The sequence below is a fragment of the Pseudomonas sp. NPDC088368 genome (assembly GCF_044753445.1).
GTDB classification, from domain to species: Bacteria; Pseudomonadota; Gammaproteobacteria; order Pseudomonadales; family Pseudomonadaceae; genus Aquipseudomonas; species Aquipseudomonas bambusae.
The window spans coordinates 468895-484254 of the sequence record NZ_JBIVNG010000002.1 but is presented as its reverse complement, the minus strand read 5'-3'; the positions used below and the strand labels follow the sequence as shown (position 1 = coordinate 484254).

The 15360-nt window shown below is 59.8% G+C and carries 12 protein-coding genes and 1 pseudogene; 8 read left to right on the top strand and 5 right to left on the bottom strand.

Annotated elements, in window-relative coordinates; all coding sequences use genetic code 11:
• The first annotated feature begins 3 nt into the window (after window positions 1-3).
• The 4 genes from ACIQAL_RS05625 to moaA all read left to right on the top strand — a co-directional run bounded on the left by ACIQAL_RS05625 (window position 4) and on the right by moaA (window position 4898).
• Complete coding sequence (locus tag ACIQAL_RS05625) at window positions 4-1056, top strand: ABC transporter substrate-binding protein (protein ID WP_401143749.1); 1053 nt, start codon at window positions 4-6, stop codon at window positions 1054-1056.
• A 326-nt stretch (window positions 1057-1382) separates the two neighbouring features.
• Window positions 1383-2732, top strand: a complete 1350-nt coding sequence (locus ACIQAL_RS05620; protein ID WP_401143380.1) for a cation:proton antiporter — start codon at window positions 1383-1385, stop codon at window positions 2730-2732.
• A gap of 262 nt (window positions 2733-2994) precedes the next feature.
• Window positions 2995-3822: a formate/nitrite transporter family protein gene (locus ACIQAL_RS05615; protein WP_401143377.1), complete on the top strand. Its 828-nt coding sequence runs from the start codon at window positions 2995-2997 to the stop codon at window positions 3820-3822.
• A gap of 77 nt (window positions 3823-3899) precedes the next feature.
• Entirely contained in the window at window positions 3900-4898 is a 999-nt protein-coding gene (gene moaA, locus ACIQAL_RS05610; protein WP_401143375.1) for a GTP 3',8-cyclase MoaA, read from the top strand.
• Here moaA and ACIQAL_RS05605 read toward each other — a convergent pair.
• Complete coding sequence (locus ACIQAL_RS05605; RefSeq protein WP_401143372.1) at window positions 4895-6181, bottom strand: nitrate- and nitrite sensing domain-containing protein; 1287 nt, start codon at window positions 6179-6181, stop codon at window positions 4895-4897. The two genes, moaA and ACIQAL_RS05605, sit on opposite strands and share 4 nt — an antisense overlap.
• A 398-nt stretch (window positions 6182-6579) precedes the next feature.
• On the opposite strand from ACIQAL_RS05605, the gene ACIQAL_RS05600 reads away from it, so the two are divergent.
• A complete protein-coding gene (locus tag ACIQAL_RS05600; protein ID WP_401143369.1) occupies window positions 6580-7677 on the top strand; it encodes a tetratricopeptide repeat protein in 1098 nt (365 codons plus the stop codon).
• Window positions 7678-8046: 369 nt separating this feature from the next.
• The gene (locus tag ACIQAL_RS05595) at window positions 8047-8409 is read left to right on the top strand and encodes a histone-like nucleoid-structuring protein, MvaT/MvaU family (RefSeq protein WP_166597733.1); all 363 of its coding nucleotides are present in this window, start codon (window positions 8047-8049) and stop codon (window positions 8407-8409) included.
• Window positions 8410-8878: 469 nt separating this feature from the next.
• On the opposite strand, the gene ACIQAL_RS05590 is transcribed toward ACIQAL_RS05595, so the two are convergent.
• The gene (locus ACIQAL_RS05590; protein WP_401143365.1) at window positions 8879-9430 is read right to left on the bottom strand and encodes a DUF4946 domain-containing protein; all 552 of its coding nucleotides are present in this window, start codon (window positions 9428-9430) and stop codon (window positions 8879-8881) included.
• 148 nt (window positions 9431-9578) lie between these two features.
• On the opposite strand from ACIQAL_RS05590, the gene gloA reads away from it, so the two are divergent.
• The gene (gene gloA / locus ACIQAL_RS05585) at window positions 9579-10106 is read left to right on the top strand and encodes a lactoylglutathione lyase (protein ID WP_341958332.1); all 528 of its coding nucleotides are present in this window, start codon (window positions 9579-9581) and stop codon (window positions 10104-10106) included.
• A 154-nt stretch (window positions 10107-10260) separates the two neighbouring features.
• Here gloA and ahpF read toward each other — a convergent pair whose 3' ends face one another.
• Together ahpF and ahpC are read right to left on the bottom strand one after the other, a co-directional pair.
• On the bottom strand, window positions 10261-11823 hold the full coding sequence (ahpF, locus tag ACIQAL_RS05580; protein ID WP_401143362.1) for an alkyl hydroperoxide reductase subunit F: 1563 nt from the start codon (window positions 11821-11823) through the stop codon (window positions 10261-10263).
• A gap of 146 nt (window positions 11824-11969) precedes the next feature.
• A complete protein-coding gene (gene ahpC / locus ACIQAL_RS05575; RefSeq protein WP_166597729.1) occupies window positions 11970-12533 on the bottom strand; it encodes an alkyl hydroperoxide reductase subunit C in 564 nt (187 codons plus the stop codon).
• 313 nt (window positions 12534-12846) lie between these two features.
• On the opposite strand from ahpC, the gene ACIQAL_RS05570 reads away from it, so the two are divergent.
• A complete protein-coding gene (locus tag ACIQAL_RS05570; RefSeq protein ID WP_401143359.1) occupies window positions 12847-13563 on the top strand; it encodes a DNA-binding protein in 717 nt (238 codons plus the stop codon).
• Here ACIQAL_RS05570 and ACIQAL_RS05565 read toward each other — a convergent pair.
• Window positions 13560-15194, bottom strand: a pseudogene (locus ACIQAL_RS05565) (response regulator); the annotation flags it as partial. The gene ACIQAL_RS05570 and the pseudogene ACIQAL_RS05565 sit on opposite strands and share 4 nt — an antisense overlap.
• Between the last annotated feature and the right edge of the window lie 166 nt (window positions 15195-15360).

Below are 15360 nucleotides of genomic sequence, written 5' to 3'. Positions count from 1 at the left end.
ACCATGAACAGCGTCAAACGTTTTGCCCTCACCGGGCTGTCTTGCGTCCCGCTCGCCGCGTTATTGGCGTCGGGCAGCGCACAGGCTGAAACCACGCTCTACCTCGGCATGAATGGCGGGACCATGGAGCGCTTGTACGCCGATCAGGTGCTGCCAGCGTTCGAGAAGGCCAACAACGTCAAAGTGGTGATCGTACCCGGTACGTCGTCCGACATTCTGGCCAAGGTGCAGGCGAGCAAGGACAACCCGCAGATGCACGTGATGTTCCTCGACGACGGCATCATGTACCGGGCCATTTCCATGGGCCTGTGCGGCAAGCTGAAGCCCAGCGCGACGCTGGCGGACATTCCGGACAAGGGCAAGATCAAGGACGAAGCGGTGGCCGTGAGCCTTGGCGTCACGGGCCTCGCGTACAACACCAAGATGTTTCAGGAAAACGGCTGGAGCGCCCCGACGTCATGGGGAGACATGGCCGACAAACGCTACAAGGACAAGCTGGTGTTCCAGTCCCTGGCGTCCTCGACCTTCGGTCTGCATGGCTTCCTGATGTTCAACCGCTTACAGGGCGGTGACGAGACCAACGTCGAACCGGGCTTCAAGGCCTGGCCGAAAACCGTCGGCCCGAACGTGCTGGAATACATCGCCAGCTCGGCGAAGATTTCCGAGATGGTGCAGACCGGCGAAGCTGCTTTGTTTCCGTTGACGCCGACGCAGGTGACAGCGCTGAAACTGAAGGGCATCCCGGTCGAATACGCCCCGCCGAAAGAAGGCGCCGTGGTGTTGAACGTGGCTGAATGCACCATCGCCAACAACGATCAGCCGGAACTGGCGCAGAAGCTCGCGGAATTCCTGCTGACCCCGGAAGCCCAGGCCCCGGCGCTGGAATTGGGCGACCAGATCCCGTCCAACCCGAAAACCCCGACCAGCGACCGCACTCGTGGCCAGGTCGAAGCGATGAACAAATACCTGGAAACGGCCGTGACCATCGACTGGGACAAGGTCAACCTGATTCGGCCCGAGTGGAACGCACGCTGGAGCCGGACGATCGAGCGGTAAAACAGGCTGACAGCGGAGCGAGGGTCAGCCTGACCCATCGCTTTCGCTGCCGTCGTCCCTCCGGCGTCTCCCACAAGGTATGTTCAAGTCTTCAGGATCGTGATGCATGCCCCTTTCGATATGAGGGATTCAAGGCGATCACTGCATGGCGAAACGCTACAAAACCTGTGGGAGACGCCGGAGGGACGACGGCAATGAAGACGTTGGATCGGGCAACGTCCAGGCATCAGGCCAACCCCATCTTCTGCCCCTTAACATTCTTTATAACTATCCCCCACCCGCACAGTCACACAAAGAACCCACTCCTTCACGCTCGATGAGGCCGGATGAGTTTTATTCTTTGCATGACCGTGCTGGGCGTCCTTCTGATGCTCCTGGCGTTGACCTCTTCTTACCTGCGCTGGCTGCCCGTCACCACGTCGGCGGTGTGTCTGGCGTTCGGGGCGTGCATCGGCCCGTGGGGGCTGGATATAGTTCAGCTTGACGTCCGTGAATCCCGGCACTGGCTGGAGCGCCTGACCGAAGTCGCGGTGCTGTTTTCGCTCTTCAATACCGGCATCAAACTGCGCTTGCCACTGCACCGCTCGGCCTGGCATTCGGCCTACCTGCTGGCGGTGCCGGTGATGCTGGCGACCATCGTCGGCGTCTGCCTTGCCGCGCACTTCCTGTTGGACCTGCCTTGGGCCGTGTCGCTGCTGCTGGGCGCCATGCTCTCCCCGACCGACCCGGTGCTCGCCGGTCTGGTGCAGGTCAACAACGCTCAGGATTTTGACCGCGTGCGCTTCGGCCTCTCGGGGGAAGCCGGGCTTAACGACGGCAGCGCGTTCCCCTTCGTGATCTTCGCCCTGCTGTTCCTCACCCACGGCACCGCCGATTTCAACTGGGTGCAGGGCTGGCTGCTGAAAAACATTCTGTGGGGCGTGCCCGTGGGCCTGTTGCTGGGCTACGGATTGGGGCGCGGCGTCGGTCACCTGATGATCTACCTGCGTATAAAGAACGCCGACAGCACCACCTCGCCGAACGATTTTCTCGCGCTGGCGCTGATCGCCATGGCCTACGCCATCGCAGAAGCATTGGGCGCGTATGGGTTCCTGGCCGTGTTCGCCGCCGGATTGGGCCTGCGCCGGGCCGAAGTGCGGATCACCCAGTCGGAAGTCCCGTCCGAACACGTGGCCAAACCGGTGCTCGGACACATGGACAGCGACCCCCAGGCCGCCACGGTGACCGACCACGAAGAACTGTCCGAATCGCAACTGGCGGCCGGGGTGATGATGGGCGATATGCTCGCGTTTGGCAGTCTGGTGGAACGCGCCATGGAGGTGCTACTGATCACCCTGCTCGGCGCCGCCATCGCCTTTTATTGGGACTGGCGCGCGCTGGTGCTGGGCCTGGCATTGTTCTGTGTGATCAGGCCGTTGAGCGTCTGGCTGCTGATCAGCCGACGCCTGCTCAGCCGTCCGCAAAAGGCGCTGGTGGGCTGGTTCGGCATTCGCGGCATCGGTACGCTGTACTACCTGTGTTACGCCCTTTCCCACGGCCTGCCAATGGACGCGGTGCCTACCACCATTGGGCTGACGCTCTCGGTCGTGGCGCTGAGCATTCTGTTGCATGGCATCAGCATTCAACCGTTGCTCGAACGCTACGAGCGCAGCATGGCGCAAACCGCTGATCCATGACGCGATAGAGCCGGTCGATCAATTCATCAGAACAAGCGATTGGACGCTCTGGCACGGGATCGGTAGCTTGCTCATCAACTGAATACGTCTTTCCTGGCGATTCTGCCACGCGGCCTGGCGTCGCACCGTTGCCCCACAAGGACTGGCGCCCGTCCCCCGAGACGTGACGCATCAAGACCGGACGCTTGAACACTACCCTGACTATTTTGCGTGGCGCGCGACGGTGTGTCGTGGTGCTGGCCTTTGCGTGCGAGTCTTTCACATGTCCATCAACACCCCTCAACAGATCGCTGACATCACCGTCGAAGCTGGTGTGAAGAAATCACACCTGCCGACGCTGTCGGTGATGATCCTGGGCTTCCTCGCGGGGGCCTTCATTTCCCTCGGTTTCCTGCTGGACATTCACGTCAGCACCTTGATCCCCGCGCCGTGGGCGTCGTTTGGCAACCTGGTCGGCGCCGCTGTCTTCCCGATTGGCCTGATCCTGACGATCCTTGCCGGTGGCGAACTGCTCACGGGCAACATGATGAGCCTGCCAACGGCCATGTTCGCCGGACGTATCAGCGCCGGGGCCGTGGCCCGCAACTGGCTGCTGGTGACCCTCGCCAATCTGCTGGGCGCACTGTTTGTGGCGTATTTCTTTGGCCACGTGCTGGGCCTCACTGAGGGCGCGTTCCTGGCCAAGACGGTGGCGATCGCCAAGGCCAAGGCCAGCGCTGACTTCGGCCAGGCGTTCATCTCCGGCATCGGCTGCAACTGGCTGGTGTGTCTGGGCGTCTGGCTGTCGTACGCCAGCAAGGACATGATTGGCAAGATCGTCGGCATCTGGTTCCCGATCATGGGCTTCGTCGCCATCGGCTTCCAGCACGTGGTCGCGAACATGTTTGTGATCCCGGCCGCGATCTTCGTCGACGCGCTGACCTGGAGCGATTTCATCGAAAACTTCGTGCCCGTCTTCCTCGGCAACGCGGTGGGGGGTGCAATTTTCGTCGGGCTGGCGTATTACGTGTCTTACTCGAAGGCCACTGAAGCCTCGGCGACGGATGCCAAGGCCACTCGCCTTGAGCAACCGGCCAGCCAGAAAATTTAACGATTCCTGCGTGCGACGATCCGAATGGACTGACGCACGTTTTGCTTCTGCCACGCCACACGCTGTCGAGAAACGCAATGTCTGATCGGGTTCTGCTGGACGGGTTTTCACGCAAGGTCGATTACGTTCGAATGTCGGTGACGGATCGCTGCGATTTCCGCTGCGTGTATTGCATGGCCGAGGACATGACCTTCCTGCCCCGTCAGCAGATTCTCTCGCTGGAAGAAATCCAGCAGATCGCCGAACGCTTCGTCGAGCTGGGCACCAGAAAAATTCGCCTGACCGGTGGCGAGCCGCTGGTGCGTGCGGGCATCGTGGGTTTGTGCAAGAACATTGCCGCCCTGCCCGGCCTGCGTGAACTGTGCATGACCACCAACGGCTCGCAGCTGGACAAACTGGCGGCGCCGCTGTTCGAAGCCGGACTCAAACGCCTCAATATCAGCCTCGACAGCCTTGACCCTGCGCGCTTCAAGGAGCTGACCCGTACCGGTGACTTGAGCAAAGTCATTGCCGGCATTGATGCGGCCAACGCAGCCGGGTTCACCCACACCAAGTTGAACTGCGTGGTGATGCAAGGGCGCAACGATCACGAAATCAATGATCTGGTGGCCTTCGCCATCGATCGCGGCCTGGACATCACCTTCATCGAAGAAATGCCGCTGGGCATCATCAGCGAACACAGTCGTGCCGAGTCGTTTTTCTCCAGTGATCAAGTGCGCGAGCGGATTGCCGAACGCTACACCCTGATCAACTCCACGGAATCGACCCAAGGCCCTTCGCGCTATTGGCGCCTGGCCGAAGCCCCGGACATCCGCGTCGGCTTCATCTCACCCCACAGCCACAATTTCTGCGCCACCTGCAACCGCGTGCGGGTGACCGTGGAAGGCCGCTTGTTGCTGTGCCTGGGCAACGAACACTCCGCCGACCTCAAGGCCGTCCTCCGCGCCAACCCCGGTCAACCGGAAAAGCTCGAAAGAGCCATCGTCGAAGCGATGAAACTCAAACCGTATCAGCACAATTTCGAAATCAACGATGACGTGCAGGTGGTCCGGTTCATGAACATGACCGGCGGCTAACGCCTTACCGACCGAGCGGCTACCCGATCCAGCAACGCCTGCGCCACATCGACCATCCGTTGCCCGCGATCCATGGAAGACACGCGCAAGCGCTCGTACGCATCGTTCTCGGTCAACTGGAATTCATCCATCAATAAACGCTTGGCCCGCTCCACCACTTTCCGCTCGCTCAACGCTTTGCGCGCCTCGTCGCGCTCGTCGTTGGCGCTCATCAACCGTTGGGTCTGGGTCTGCAGCATATCGAGGACCGAACGCCCGACTTGATGCCCCAAGCCGTCTTGCGGCGGGCTGTCCAGCTCAACCGCCTGTACGTTGAACAGCACGGCCTGATCCAGGCAACCGGCCGTTTCCAGACTGATCAAGCGGTTGAGCAAGGTCCGGTGATTCTCCAGATCAGCGCGCGCTTGCTTGATGCTCGCCTGACAACTCTGCAACAGGACCTCCGCCAGGCGGGTCTCCACGGCGCGCATGGCATCGATGCGCAAGGTCGCGAGCTCAAACCACATCGGCGACAGCGCGGGGTCAACGCGTTGGCTTTCCGATGTTTTCAGCGCCACGCCTCGCAAACGAGACACCTGAGCAGTGGTCTCACCCGCCTGTTGGTTGCGCCACAACGTCGCGGCCTCATTCTCGCCAAACTTGATGAACGTCTGGAAACACCGTTCCTGACCGTGCACCAGGTGCTCGATCCGCCCCCGCAACGTCGCGTCGAAGAAGCCCGCCGAGAACCCGGCCACCCCGGCTGCCCGCTCTTGCCCAGCCAGTTCCTTGCCTTGCATGAAATTGAACAATGCCACCAGCACCCGTGTGATCTGCGGATCGACCGCCGTGTCTGCCGCTTCGAACACCACGGCCAGTAAGCCGCCGATCAGCCGGGTCAACGCCGTCGTGGCATCCACCGCCGTCAACCGCTGATCACGAATACGCCGACGCAAACCGGGCAACTCATCCAGCGCATGCATCACGAACGCCAGCCGGTTGAACAACCGCGCGCGATCAGACGCCGCGTGCGGCTCCAGGTCGATACCTTGAAAAAACGTCACCACTTGGTGCTCGATCGCTCGGGCTTCGGCACTCAGCGCATCAAGTTGGGGCAGATGGTGCGCGTCAGGGCACCCGAGATACACATTCGAATACCCGCGCTCGCGTTGAAGCACATGGACCAGCCTGCTGATTGACGTCACCAGCTCGCAGGTCTGCGCCAACCCTTCGAGCCCCGCCAGCTCACTGCGTCGGGCAGCCAGCATGAAACGCAGGGCGGGAGGCATGTGGGTGTCGGTCATGGGCATCGGGGTCTTGAGAGGACGATGATGGGGGCTATGCAAGACCGGGGCCTTCGAGGTGATGCGCTGCTTCGGGCGAACACTCCTAATATGAAAGGAGCCTTCTTCGAATGGCCTCGGTACCCCGCGGTCATTGTGGGAGCGAGTTCATTCGCGAAGGCCAGTGCAGGCCCATACATCTCTATCGGCTTACCCATTTTCGCGAATAAGTTCACTCCTACAGAAGTGCGTGGGTTGCCTGGGTTCTGCGAATGACGCGAATCTCGTAGCCGCCCGGCTTGCCGACGATAGCGATCACGGAAGTCGCGGTCGGGAAAGACCGGGGGTAAACACCATTCCCGTTTGACACCCGCCCACGACTCCCCGAAGCTGCTGTCCACGCAGAAACGGAAATCGGTATGTCAAAAGCGTCTTCGCAGCACTCTCCACGGCATCCGAACGCCCGGCGCCGCTGGAAGATAGCGATTACAGCCGCCATCGTCGCGACCATCGTCGCCCTGGGATGGCTCGTGCGCGCTTGGCATGCACCGCCCCCGCCGCCCGTCGTCAATCACAGTTACGCCGAAGCCCTTGAACAGGCCCATGACGGCAAGCCCGGCGCAGCTCGCGTCCTTTATCAGCAATTCAGCCGCACTGACCTGTCCGATATTCGCAGGGCGGGTCTGCTCGTTGAGCTGGCGAATTACCCCAGCGCACAAGCCTTAAAAATTCTCGATGCGGACCTCAAACGTCAGGTGCCACTGGTCCAGCAGGCCGCCATCGACACGGTCACCGCCATCGTCCCCGAAGCCCAGCGCAGCCTGCTGATCGGCCCTTTGCTGGACGACCCCGACCAAGGCGTTCGCTTCAGCGCCGTTCGCGCCTTGCAGGGCCTGACGCCTGACGATATCGGGCTTTATTACGGCGCCCTCCAGGAAGCCGCCGAGCAGTACGAAAGCACCCTCGCCTCTCAGCCGCCCAGCGGCCAGAGCCAGTTGCAACTGGCGAAACTGTTGATCAATCGGGGCGATATTCGTCGGGCCGCAGACGCCCTCGATCTGGCATTGAAACTGGAACCCAATAACCTCCAGGCGGGCCTCGCCCAAGTGCAACTGCTGGACCAACAAGGGGAAACGGACCGTTCCCGGCAGCTGTTGGCGTCGCTGCAAGAAAAACACCCGCAATCCTCGCTGTTGCAGCATGCACTGGGCCAGTGGCTGTTGCGTCACCACCAAAATGAATACGCATTGCTGGCATTGGCCAAAGCGGTGGAGCTGGAACCCGAAAACACCGCCTATCGGTTCGAACTCGCGGTCGCGCTGCACGACTTACAGCAGGTCGAACCCGCGCAACGACAACTGGAAGACATCCTGCAACGTCAGCCCGCGAATCGCAGCGCGAGGATATTGCTCATCCGCTACTGGAAGGAAACAGGGCAATTGCAGAAAGTACAGGTATTGCTCGCCGAGCTGGAGCAGTTGAACCCTGATGATCCGGCGCTTCAACAGGGGTTATAGCGAACAGGGCCACTTGTGGCCGTCGCTGCCGGACTGTTTCCAATAGCCGCGTAGTTTGAGAAATTACTTACAAAGATAAGCGTCGCTCGCGCGTCAATTGTCAGACGTGATTGTTGTGCGCCTGAAGTTTCATATAACAAATGCACGTTGCCTATTTTCCAACTCGGAAAAAACGTGCATTATTTACCCCGTAGCGAATCACAACTACCCCGTGGTCCACGGAACGCTGACTGCTCAACGTTAGTTTCTTCATCCGCAGACATTGTCAAGGCGCAGAGGGGTAGTCACACAATGAGCACAAGGCCTTTAATAACGTCTATGTTGCTTGCGTCGGGCTGACAACAGCCATTTACCGCCGGAGTACTATTTTTGTCCAGACTTGCCGAGTTTCGCGCAGCAGAAAAAGCCCTTCAGGAGCAACTGGCTCAGCTGGAGAACCTGAAGAATGATGCCGGGCTGAAAAAAGAGATCGAATTCGAGCAGAAGCTCCAGGCCTTGATGAGCACCTACGACAAGAGCCTGCGTGACGTCATTGCCATTCTCGATCCAAATCCATCTGCCACCGCCGCCGCACCTGCGGGCCCTAAACGCCGCCGTGCCCGCGTAGTCAAGGTTTACCAAAACCCGCACACCGGCGAATTGATTGAAACCAAGGGCGGCAATCACCGGGGACTCAAATCCTGGAAAGAGCAATACGGTGCCGAAACCGTGGACAGCTGGCTGCGGGGTTGATCGATAACGCACTCAGCCGTTGCCTTATAAGAAGCCCCTTCCCAGGGGCTTTTTTTATGGCCGCCTGTTGCACAAAAGCAGGGCTTGCTCACGGATTCAGCGTGAATACCGTGAACACTGCCGCCGTGCCCAACATCGTTCAATATCGTTCCAATGGGTGATAACGCCCAGCCGATTACATACACCGGGCACTCCGCGCTGTGCCCATGCCGACATCGATATAAAAGAGTAATGCGTGAGTGTTATTACTGACATCGATAGTACAAGCTGAACTAAGCCTGTACAGGATTCAGATCAATCTATTCTCAAAATAGCGGGCTGAGGGGTGAAGCGTGTAAATGTCTTCACGTTTTTTTCACACCCACTTCTACAGGATGAAGACTGCTAAAGGATTAGCGCCCCATGCCCGCTTCGGCGGGCTTCTTTATGCCTGTCTTTTATGCCCGCCATTTTCGTTACGAGGGGGGCCTCATGGCACTGCGTTCAGTCGCAAGCTGTCCCTGATACGCAGGACCTCGTCCTTGTTTGCGGCATAGCCATCGGCCGAACCTGCGTAGGACAACGACCACGCCATTTCTTTATTGGCCGCCGCCACCAGCGTCTGCGTCATGACATGGGCACCGTTCTGCGTAATGGTGCAGGTCGTTTCCATGGCCGGAACGTCGCTCAAGGTGCTGTCTTTCATCTTCGTGCAAACGCTCTGAAAGCCACCCCGCACAAAATTGACCTGAACCGCCTTGCGCATCTCCAGCAGCACGCCTTCAACGTTGACGTCGTGTCCGGGTTGCAAGCGGGTCTGAGTCAACTCGACGACCATGGCGGGATCACCGTTGTCATCGTTTTTCACCGCCCGCTGACGGATCTGGACCGATGGCCGGTCAGGGCTGGACTCCGGCTGTGGAAGGGCTTCGACTTCCCAGTCACTGGGCCAGACGATCATGGCATCCGCGGCCAGCGCGGCGTTCGCACCCAAGGCCAGACACAGACCTGTCAAAGCAAACATACGGAACATGGAAAACATGAGCGATACCTGAACGTCGAGCCCGAAAGTTTGAGCCACGCTCGCCATGCCGACAAGGCCCGCGACACTGAAGACGCACTTTCGGGTTTGGCTCGGCGTCTGCGTCCCGTATCATGGTGCAACATTTACAGGATTACCCGGAGTCATCATGAGTCTGCACGAACTGAACACATTTCCCGGCGTCACTGCTCAGCCGGACGCCGCCACGGCCCAATTCGTGTTCAATCACACCATGTTGCGGGTCAAGGACATCACCGCTTCACTGGACTTCTATACCCGCGTTCTGGGTTTCAGTCTGGTGGAGAAGCGCGACTTTCCCGAAGCCGAATTCAGCCTGTACTTCCTCGCTCTGGTGGACAAGGCGCAGATCCCGGCCGACGCCGCTGCCCGCACTGTCTGGATGAAAGGCATTCCCGGCATTCTTGAATTGACCCACAACCACGGCACCGAAAACGACCCCGCTTTTGCCTACCACAACGGCAATACTGACCCGCGCGGTTTCGGCCACATTTGCATTTCCGTACCTGACGTTCACGTGGCCTGCGCCCGTTTCGAAGCGCTGGGCGTGGACTTCCAGAAACGCCTGACCGATGGCCGCATGAAAAGCCTGGCGTTCATCAAAGACCCGGATGGCTATTGGGTTGAAATCATCCAACCGACGCCGGTTGCCGAATAGTCATTCGCCGGGCTGGACACGGATTCTGGCCGAAGGCCGTGGGAGCCGGCTTGCTGGCTCCCACAGGTTCAAAAGCATGCGAATCGGCTGAACACGAAAAAACCTCATGATCGCTCATGAGGTTTTTTGGTTTTGCGGGTGATTCAGTCAGCCATCACGCCGGAGCGCTGGTGCGGATCAAGTGATCGAAAGCGCTCAGCGAAGCTTTGGCACCCTCGCCCAACGCGATCACGATCTGCTTGTACGGCACGGTGGTGACGTCACCGGCAGCGAAGATACCGGGGATCGAAGTTTCGCCGCGGTTATCGACCACGATCTCGCCACGGGGCGACAATTCGATGGTGCCTTTCAGCCATTCGGTGTTCGGCAGCAAACCGATCTGCACGAAGATCCCTTCCAGCTCGACATTGATCTCTTCGCCGGTGATGCGGTTTTTGTAGCGCAGGCCGTTGACCTTCTGCCCATCGCCGGTCACTTCACTGGTCAGCGCGCTGGTCAAAACGGTCACGTTCGGCAGGCTGTGCAGTTTGCGTTGCAGCACGGCGTCCGCACGCAGCGAGCTGTCGAATTCCAGCAGGGTGACGTGAGACACGATCCCGGCCAGGTCAATCGCCGCTTCCACACCGGAGTTACCACCGCCAATCACCGCTACGCGCTTGCCTTTGAACAGCGGGCCGTCGCAGTGCGGGCAGTACGCCACGCCTTTGTTGCGGTACTGCTGCTCACCCGGCACGTTCATTTCGCGCCAGCGAGCGCCGGTCGCCAGAATCACGGTTTTGGATTTCAGCACACCGCCGCTGGCGAACTTGACTTGGTGCAGCGCGCCATCCTTGCCCGGAATCAACTGATCGCCGCGTTGCAGGTTCATGATGTCGACTTCGTATTCCTTGACGTGTTCTTCAAGGGCAACGGCCAGTTTCGGACCTTCGGTGTGTTGGACCGAGATGAAGTTCTCGATGGCCATGGTGTCCAGCACCTGACCGCCGAAACGCTCGGCGGCCACACCGGTGCGGATGCCTTTGCGCGCGGCGTAGATCGCTGCTGCGGAGCCGGCCGGGCCACCACCAACCACGAGCACGTCGAAAGCGTCTTTGGCGTTCAGCTTCTCGGCCTGACGATCACCGGCACTGGTGTCGATCTTGGCCAGAATCTCTTCCAGATTCATGCGTCCCTGGGCGAACAGTTCGCCGTTCAGGTAGATGCTCGGCACCGACATGATCTGACGGTCAGTGACTTCTTGCTGAAACAGACTGCCTTCGATGGCCACGTGCTGCACGTTTGGATTCAGCACGGCCAGGAGGTTCAGCGCCTGAACCACGTCTGGGCAGTTCTGGCAGGTCAGCGAGAAGTAGGTTTCGAACTTGAAGTCACCGGTCAGGGCACGGGCCTGTTCGATGGTTTCCTCGGTGGCCTTTGACGGGTAGCCGCCGACTTGCAGCAGCGCCAGCACCAGCGAGGTGAATTCGTGACCCATCGGCAAACCGGCGAAGCGCAGCTTGATGTTCTGGCCCGGGCTGTTCAGGGCGAAGGACGGCGTGCGGGCATCGCTGCCATTGGTGTCGAGGGTGATCTGATTGGAGCTGCTGACGACGTCGTTCAGCAGGGCCAGCATTTCCTGGGATTTAGCGCCGTCATCGAGGGACGCGACGATCTCGATTGGGCGAGTGATACGCTCCAGGTACGATTTCAATTGAGCTTTAAGATTGGCGTCCAACATGATTCGGCTTCCTTTTCTTCACATTCAGGGTCTGAACTGCAGTGCTTGAAATAAAAACGCCCAGGCGTTGACCGCCCGGGCGTTTTTTGGGGGCGATGCGGTTTACGTGCTTATGGGCTCATCGCCCCCGGTCCTGACATGAGGACTTAGATCTTGCCGACCAAGTCCAGGGAAGGTGCGAGAGTGGCCTCGCCTTCTTGCCACTTGGCTGGGCAGACTTCGCCTGGGTGAGCAGCGACGTACTGAGCGGCCTTGATTTTGCGCAGCAGCTCGGAAGCGTCACGGCCAACGCCGCCGTCGTTCAGTTCAACGATCTTGACCTGACCTTCTGGGTTGATCACGAAAGTACCGCGGTCAGCCAGGCCAGCTTCTTCGATCAGCACGTCGAAGTTGCGGGAGATGGTCAGGGTTGGGTCACCGATCATGGTGTACTGGATTTTGCCGATGGCTGGCGAGGTGTTGTGCCAGGCAGCGTGAGCAAAGTGGGTGTCGGTGGACACGGAGTAGATTTCAACGCCCAGTTTCTGGAACGCGTCGTAGTTGTCAGCCAGGTCTTCCAGTTCAGTCGGGCAGACGAAGGTGAAGTCGGCTGGGTAGAAGAACACCACAGACCATTTGCCTTTCAGGTCAGCATCCGAAACTTCAACGAAAGCGCCGTTTTTGAAAGCAGTAGCTTTGAACGGTTTTACTTGGCTGTTAATGATAGGCATCGGGTGGATCTCCTTAGGGTGGTTGAATAACTGCATTTGAATTCGATGGGAAGGATCTTACGCACAACCACCGATTAAGGCTCATTGGCAAACCTGATGTCGGCGATTGGTTTTCGCTATGAAGGCACACTATAAATAGAAGAAATCAGTGACACCTTCGCGAACCCCGTTCGTGGATTCTTTGTCCAGCCTACCCAGTTCCTTCGACGATGTTCAACCCACCGCAGACATCCTTCATGGAATGACGCAAAATGCGGCGCTTTAGTGATACGTAATCCGTGATACGTACTCATTCCACTGTTCAGGAGTCGTCATGTCCCGTAGCGGCATCAACAAGGCAGATGTGCAGGCTGCACGTCTTTCGATCATCGCTCGAGGCGAAAACCCCAGCATCGATGCAATACGTATCGAACTGGGTAACACCGGCTCCAAATCCACCATCCATCGCCTGATGCGTGAACTCGACGGACCGACAAACGTCCCTTCTCCGGCACCAATCGATGACGAGCTGAACAGCCTTGTCGCACGGCTGGCGCAACGTTTGAGAACGCAGGCGCAGGAACAGCTCGACGAAGCGCAGGCCCGACTCGACGCTGAGAAGAAGGCCATGCAGGACGACTTGAACAGCGTTGAGCGCCGCCTTGCCGACTTGATCGAGCGACACGCTGCCCAAACGACGAAACTCGGCACCCAGACCGCGACCCTGCTGGCGAGTCAGAAAGCCCTGCAGACGGAACAGAAAGAGAACGCGCGACTGACCCAGGCAGCCCACGACAGCGCTGCCAGGCTGCAGGACAAGGACGATCAGATCCAGGCGCTGAAAGACCAGCACTTGCAAGCCCACACTCAATGCGCGCTGTTACAGGAGCGTCTGCAGAATGCGCTGAGCGAGAGCGAGAAGATTCAGTCGCGCCTGACCGAGCGCGATCAACAGAATCGCGTGCTGGAGCTGATTCTGATCAAGACCGAAGTCGCGCTGGAGAACTCGCGCGCCGGGCGTCCAGACGGACAGGAGACGCCCCAGACCTAAGGCGCCTCGATCAGCCCGCGAACCCGTTGCGCCAGGTCGTCGATGCTGAACGGCTTGGTCAGCATGTCCATGCCCTGCTCCAGAAAATCGCCACGCACCTGGGCGTTTCGAGCGTAACCGGTCATGAACAGCACGCGTAACTGCGGCCGGTGCTGGCGAGCGATTTCTGCCAGCTGCCGACCGTTCATGCCGGGCAAGCCGACGTCGGTGACGAGGAGATCGATGCGCCCCGCGTCTTGCAGATACGGCAATGCCGAGGGGCCGTCAGCCGCGACCTCCACCGAGTAACCCAACTCACGCAAGACATCGACCACCAGCATGCGCACGTCGGACTCGTCCTCGACCACCAGCACCCGCTCACCCTGCCCGGCCCTCGGCGTCGCGGCATCCTCAGCCGGCGGCAGGTGCCGCCCGGCCGATTCAAAATGGCACGGCAGATACAAATCGATCCGCGTGCCCCGGCCTTCGACACTGTCGATCTGGACCTGCCCGCCGGTCTGGTTGATAAAGCCGTACACCATCGACAAGCCCAGCCCCGTGCCCTGCCCGATCGGCTTGGTGGTAAAGAACGGGTCGAACGCCCTGGCGATGACCTCGGCCGACATGCCGGTACCGGTGTCCTGCACGCTCAGCCGCACGTAGTCCCCCGGCGTCAGGGCGTCATGCAAGACAGCGACATGAATGACCTCGGTCTGGATCAGCAAACGCCCACCCTCGGGCATGGCATCCCGTGCATTGATCACCAGGTTCAGCAACGCGTTTTCCAGCTGGTGCTCATCGGTGTTGGTCAATCGCAGCGCGCTGTTCAGGTCGATTTCCAGCTCGATGCTCTCGCCCACCGTCCGGCGCACCAGTTCTTCCATCGACACCACCATCTGGTTGACGTCCACGGGGCGCGGGTCCAGTGACTGGCGACGGGCGAACGCCAGCAGCCGATGGGTCAAGGACGCGGCGCGGTTGGCCGAACTCATGGCCGCTTCGATATAGCGGTCGATTTCCGACACCCGCCCCGCCGCCACCCGACGCTGAATCAGGTCCAGCGCGCCGAGCACACCGGTCAACATGTTGTTGAAGTCATGGGCGATGCCACCGGTCAACTGGCCGATGGCGTCCATTTTTTGTGCATGACGCAAGGCTTCTTCGGCCTGCGCCCGTTCACTGATTTCCACTTGCAGGCGCTCGTTGATCTCGGCCAGCTCACGGGTGCGCTCTGCCACGCGCCGCTCCAAGCTTTCGTTCAACTCGCGCAACGCGTCTTCGGCGCTGACCTGCGCCGTGATGTCGGTGCTGGTCCCGAGCCAATAGGTGATATTGCCCTGCTCGTCGCGGATCGGCAGCGCGCGGCACAGAAACCAGCGGTACAACCCGTCCTTGCCCCGCAGTGGAAAGGTGTCTTCCCAGATTGAGCCCGTGGCGAAGCAGCGGCGCATGCGGGTGTCTACGCGTTCCAGGTGGTCAGGGTGATGCAGTGAACGCCAACCGAGGGCCATCATCGCTTCGTGGGAGGTGCCGGTGTAGCTGTACCAGCGGGCGTTGTACCAATAGATCGTGCCGCTGGGGTCGGCGATCCAGGCCAACTGGCTCATGTTGTCGGCCAGGGTACGGAACTGACGCTCGCTCTCGCCCAGCGCATCAGGGCGGGTCGACGCCTGATCGTGAGGGCCTTGGTCGTCAGTGGTTTGGCCGTCAGGCGCGATGGGATTCAGGGGCATGGATGCCGGAAAACTCTTGCTGGTCAAAACGGGTCCATCCTTCAACGATTGCAGGTCCGTGCCTCATCCATGAGGCCGGGAATCA

Bases quoted from the DNA above. Each gene is read 5' to 3' on its own strand.
- ahpF (WP_401143362.1), bottom strand. From the start codon at position 11,823: ATGTTGGACGCCAATCTTAAAGCTCAATTGAAATCGTACCTGGAGCGT.
- ACIQAL_RS05615 (WP_401143377.1), top strand. From the start codon at position 2,995: ATGTCCATCAACACCCCTCAACAGATCGCTGACATCACCGTCGAAGCT.
- ACIQAL_RS05620 (WP_401143380.1), top strand. From the start codon at position 1,383: ATGAGTTTTATTCTTTGCATGACCGTGCTGGGCGTCCTTCTGATGCTC.
- gloA (WP_341958332.1), top strand. From the start codon at position 9,579: ATGAGTCTGCACGAACTGAACACATTTCCCGGCGTCACTGCTCAGCCG.
- moaA (WP_401143375.1), top strand. From the start codon at position 3,900: ATGTCTGATCGGGTTCTGCTGGACGGGTTTTCACGCAAGGTCGATTAC.
- ahpC (WP_166597729.1), bottom strand. From the start codon at position 12,533: ATGCCTATCATTAACAGCCAAGTAAAACCGTTCAAAGCTACTGCTTTC.
- ACIQAL_RS05590 (WP_401143365.1), bottom strand. From the start codon at position 9,430: ATGTTTTCCATGTTCCGTATGTTTGCTTTGACAGGTCTGTGTCTGGCC.
- ACIQAL_RS05625 (WP_401143749.1), top strand. From the start codon at position 4: ATGAACAGCGTCAAACGTTTTGCCCTCACCGGGCTGTCTTGCGTCCCG.
- ACIQAL_RS05570 (WP_401143359.1), top strand. From the start codon at position 12,847: ATGTCCCGTAGCGGCATCAACAAGGCAGATGTGCAGGCTGCACGTCTT.
- ACIQAL_RS05600 (WP_401143369.1), top strand. From the start codon at position 6,580: ATGTCAAAAGCGTCTTCGCAGCACTCTCCACGGCATCCGAACGCCCGG.
- ACIQAL_RS05605 (WP_401143372.1), bottom strand. From the start codon at position 6,181: ATGACCGACACCCACATGCCTCCCGCCCTGCGTTTCATGCTGGCTGCC.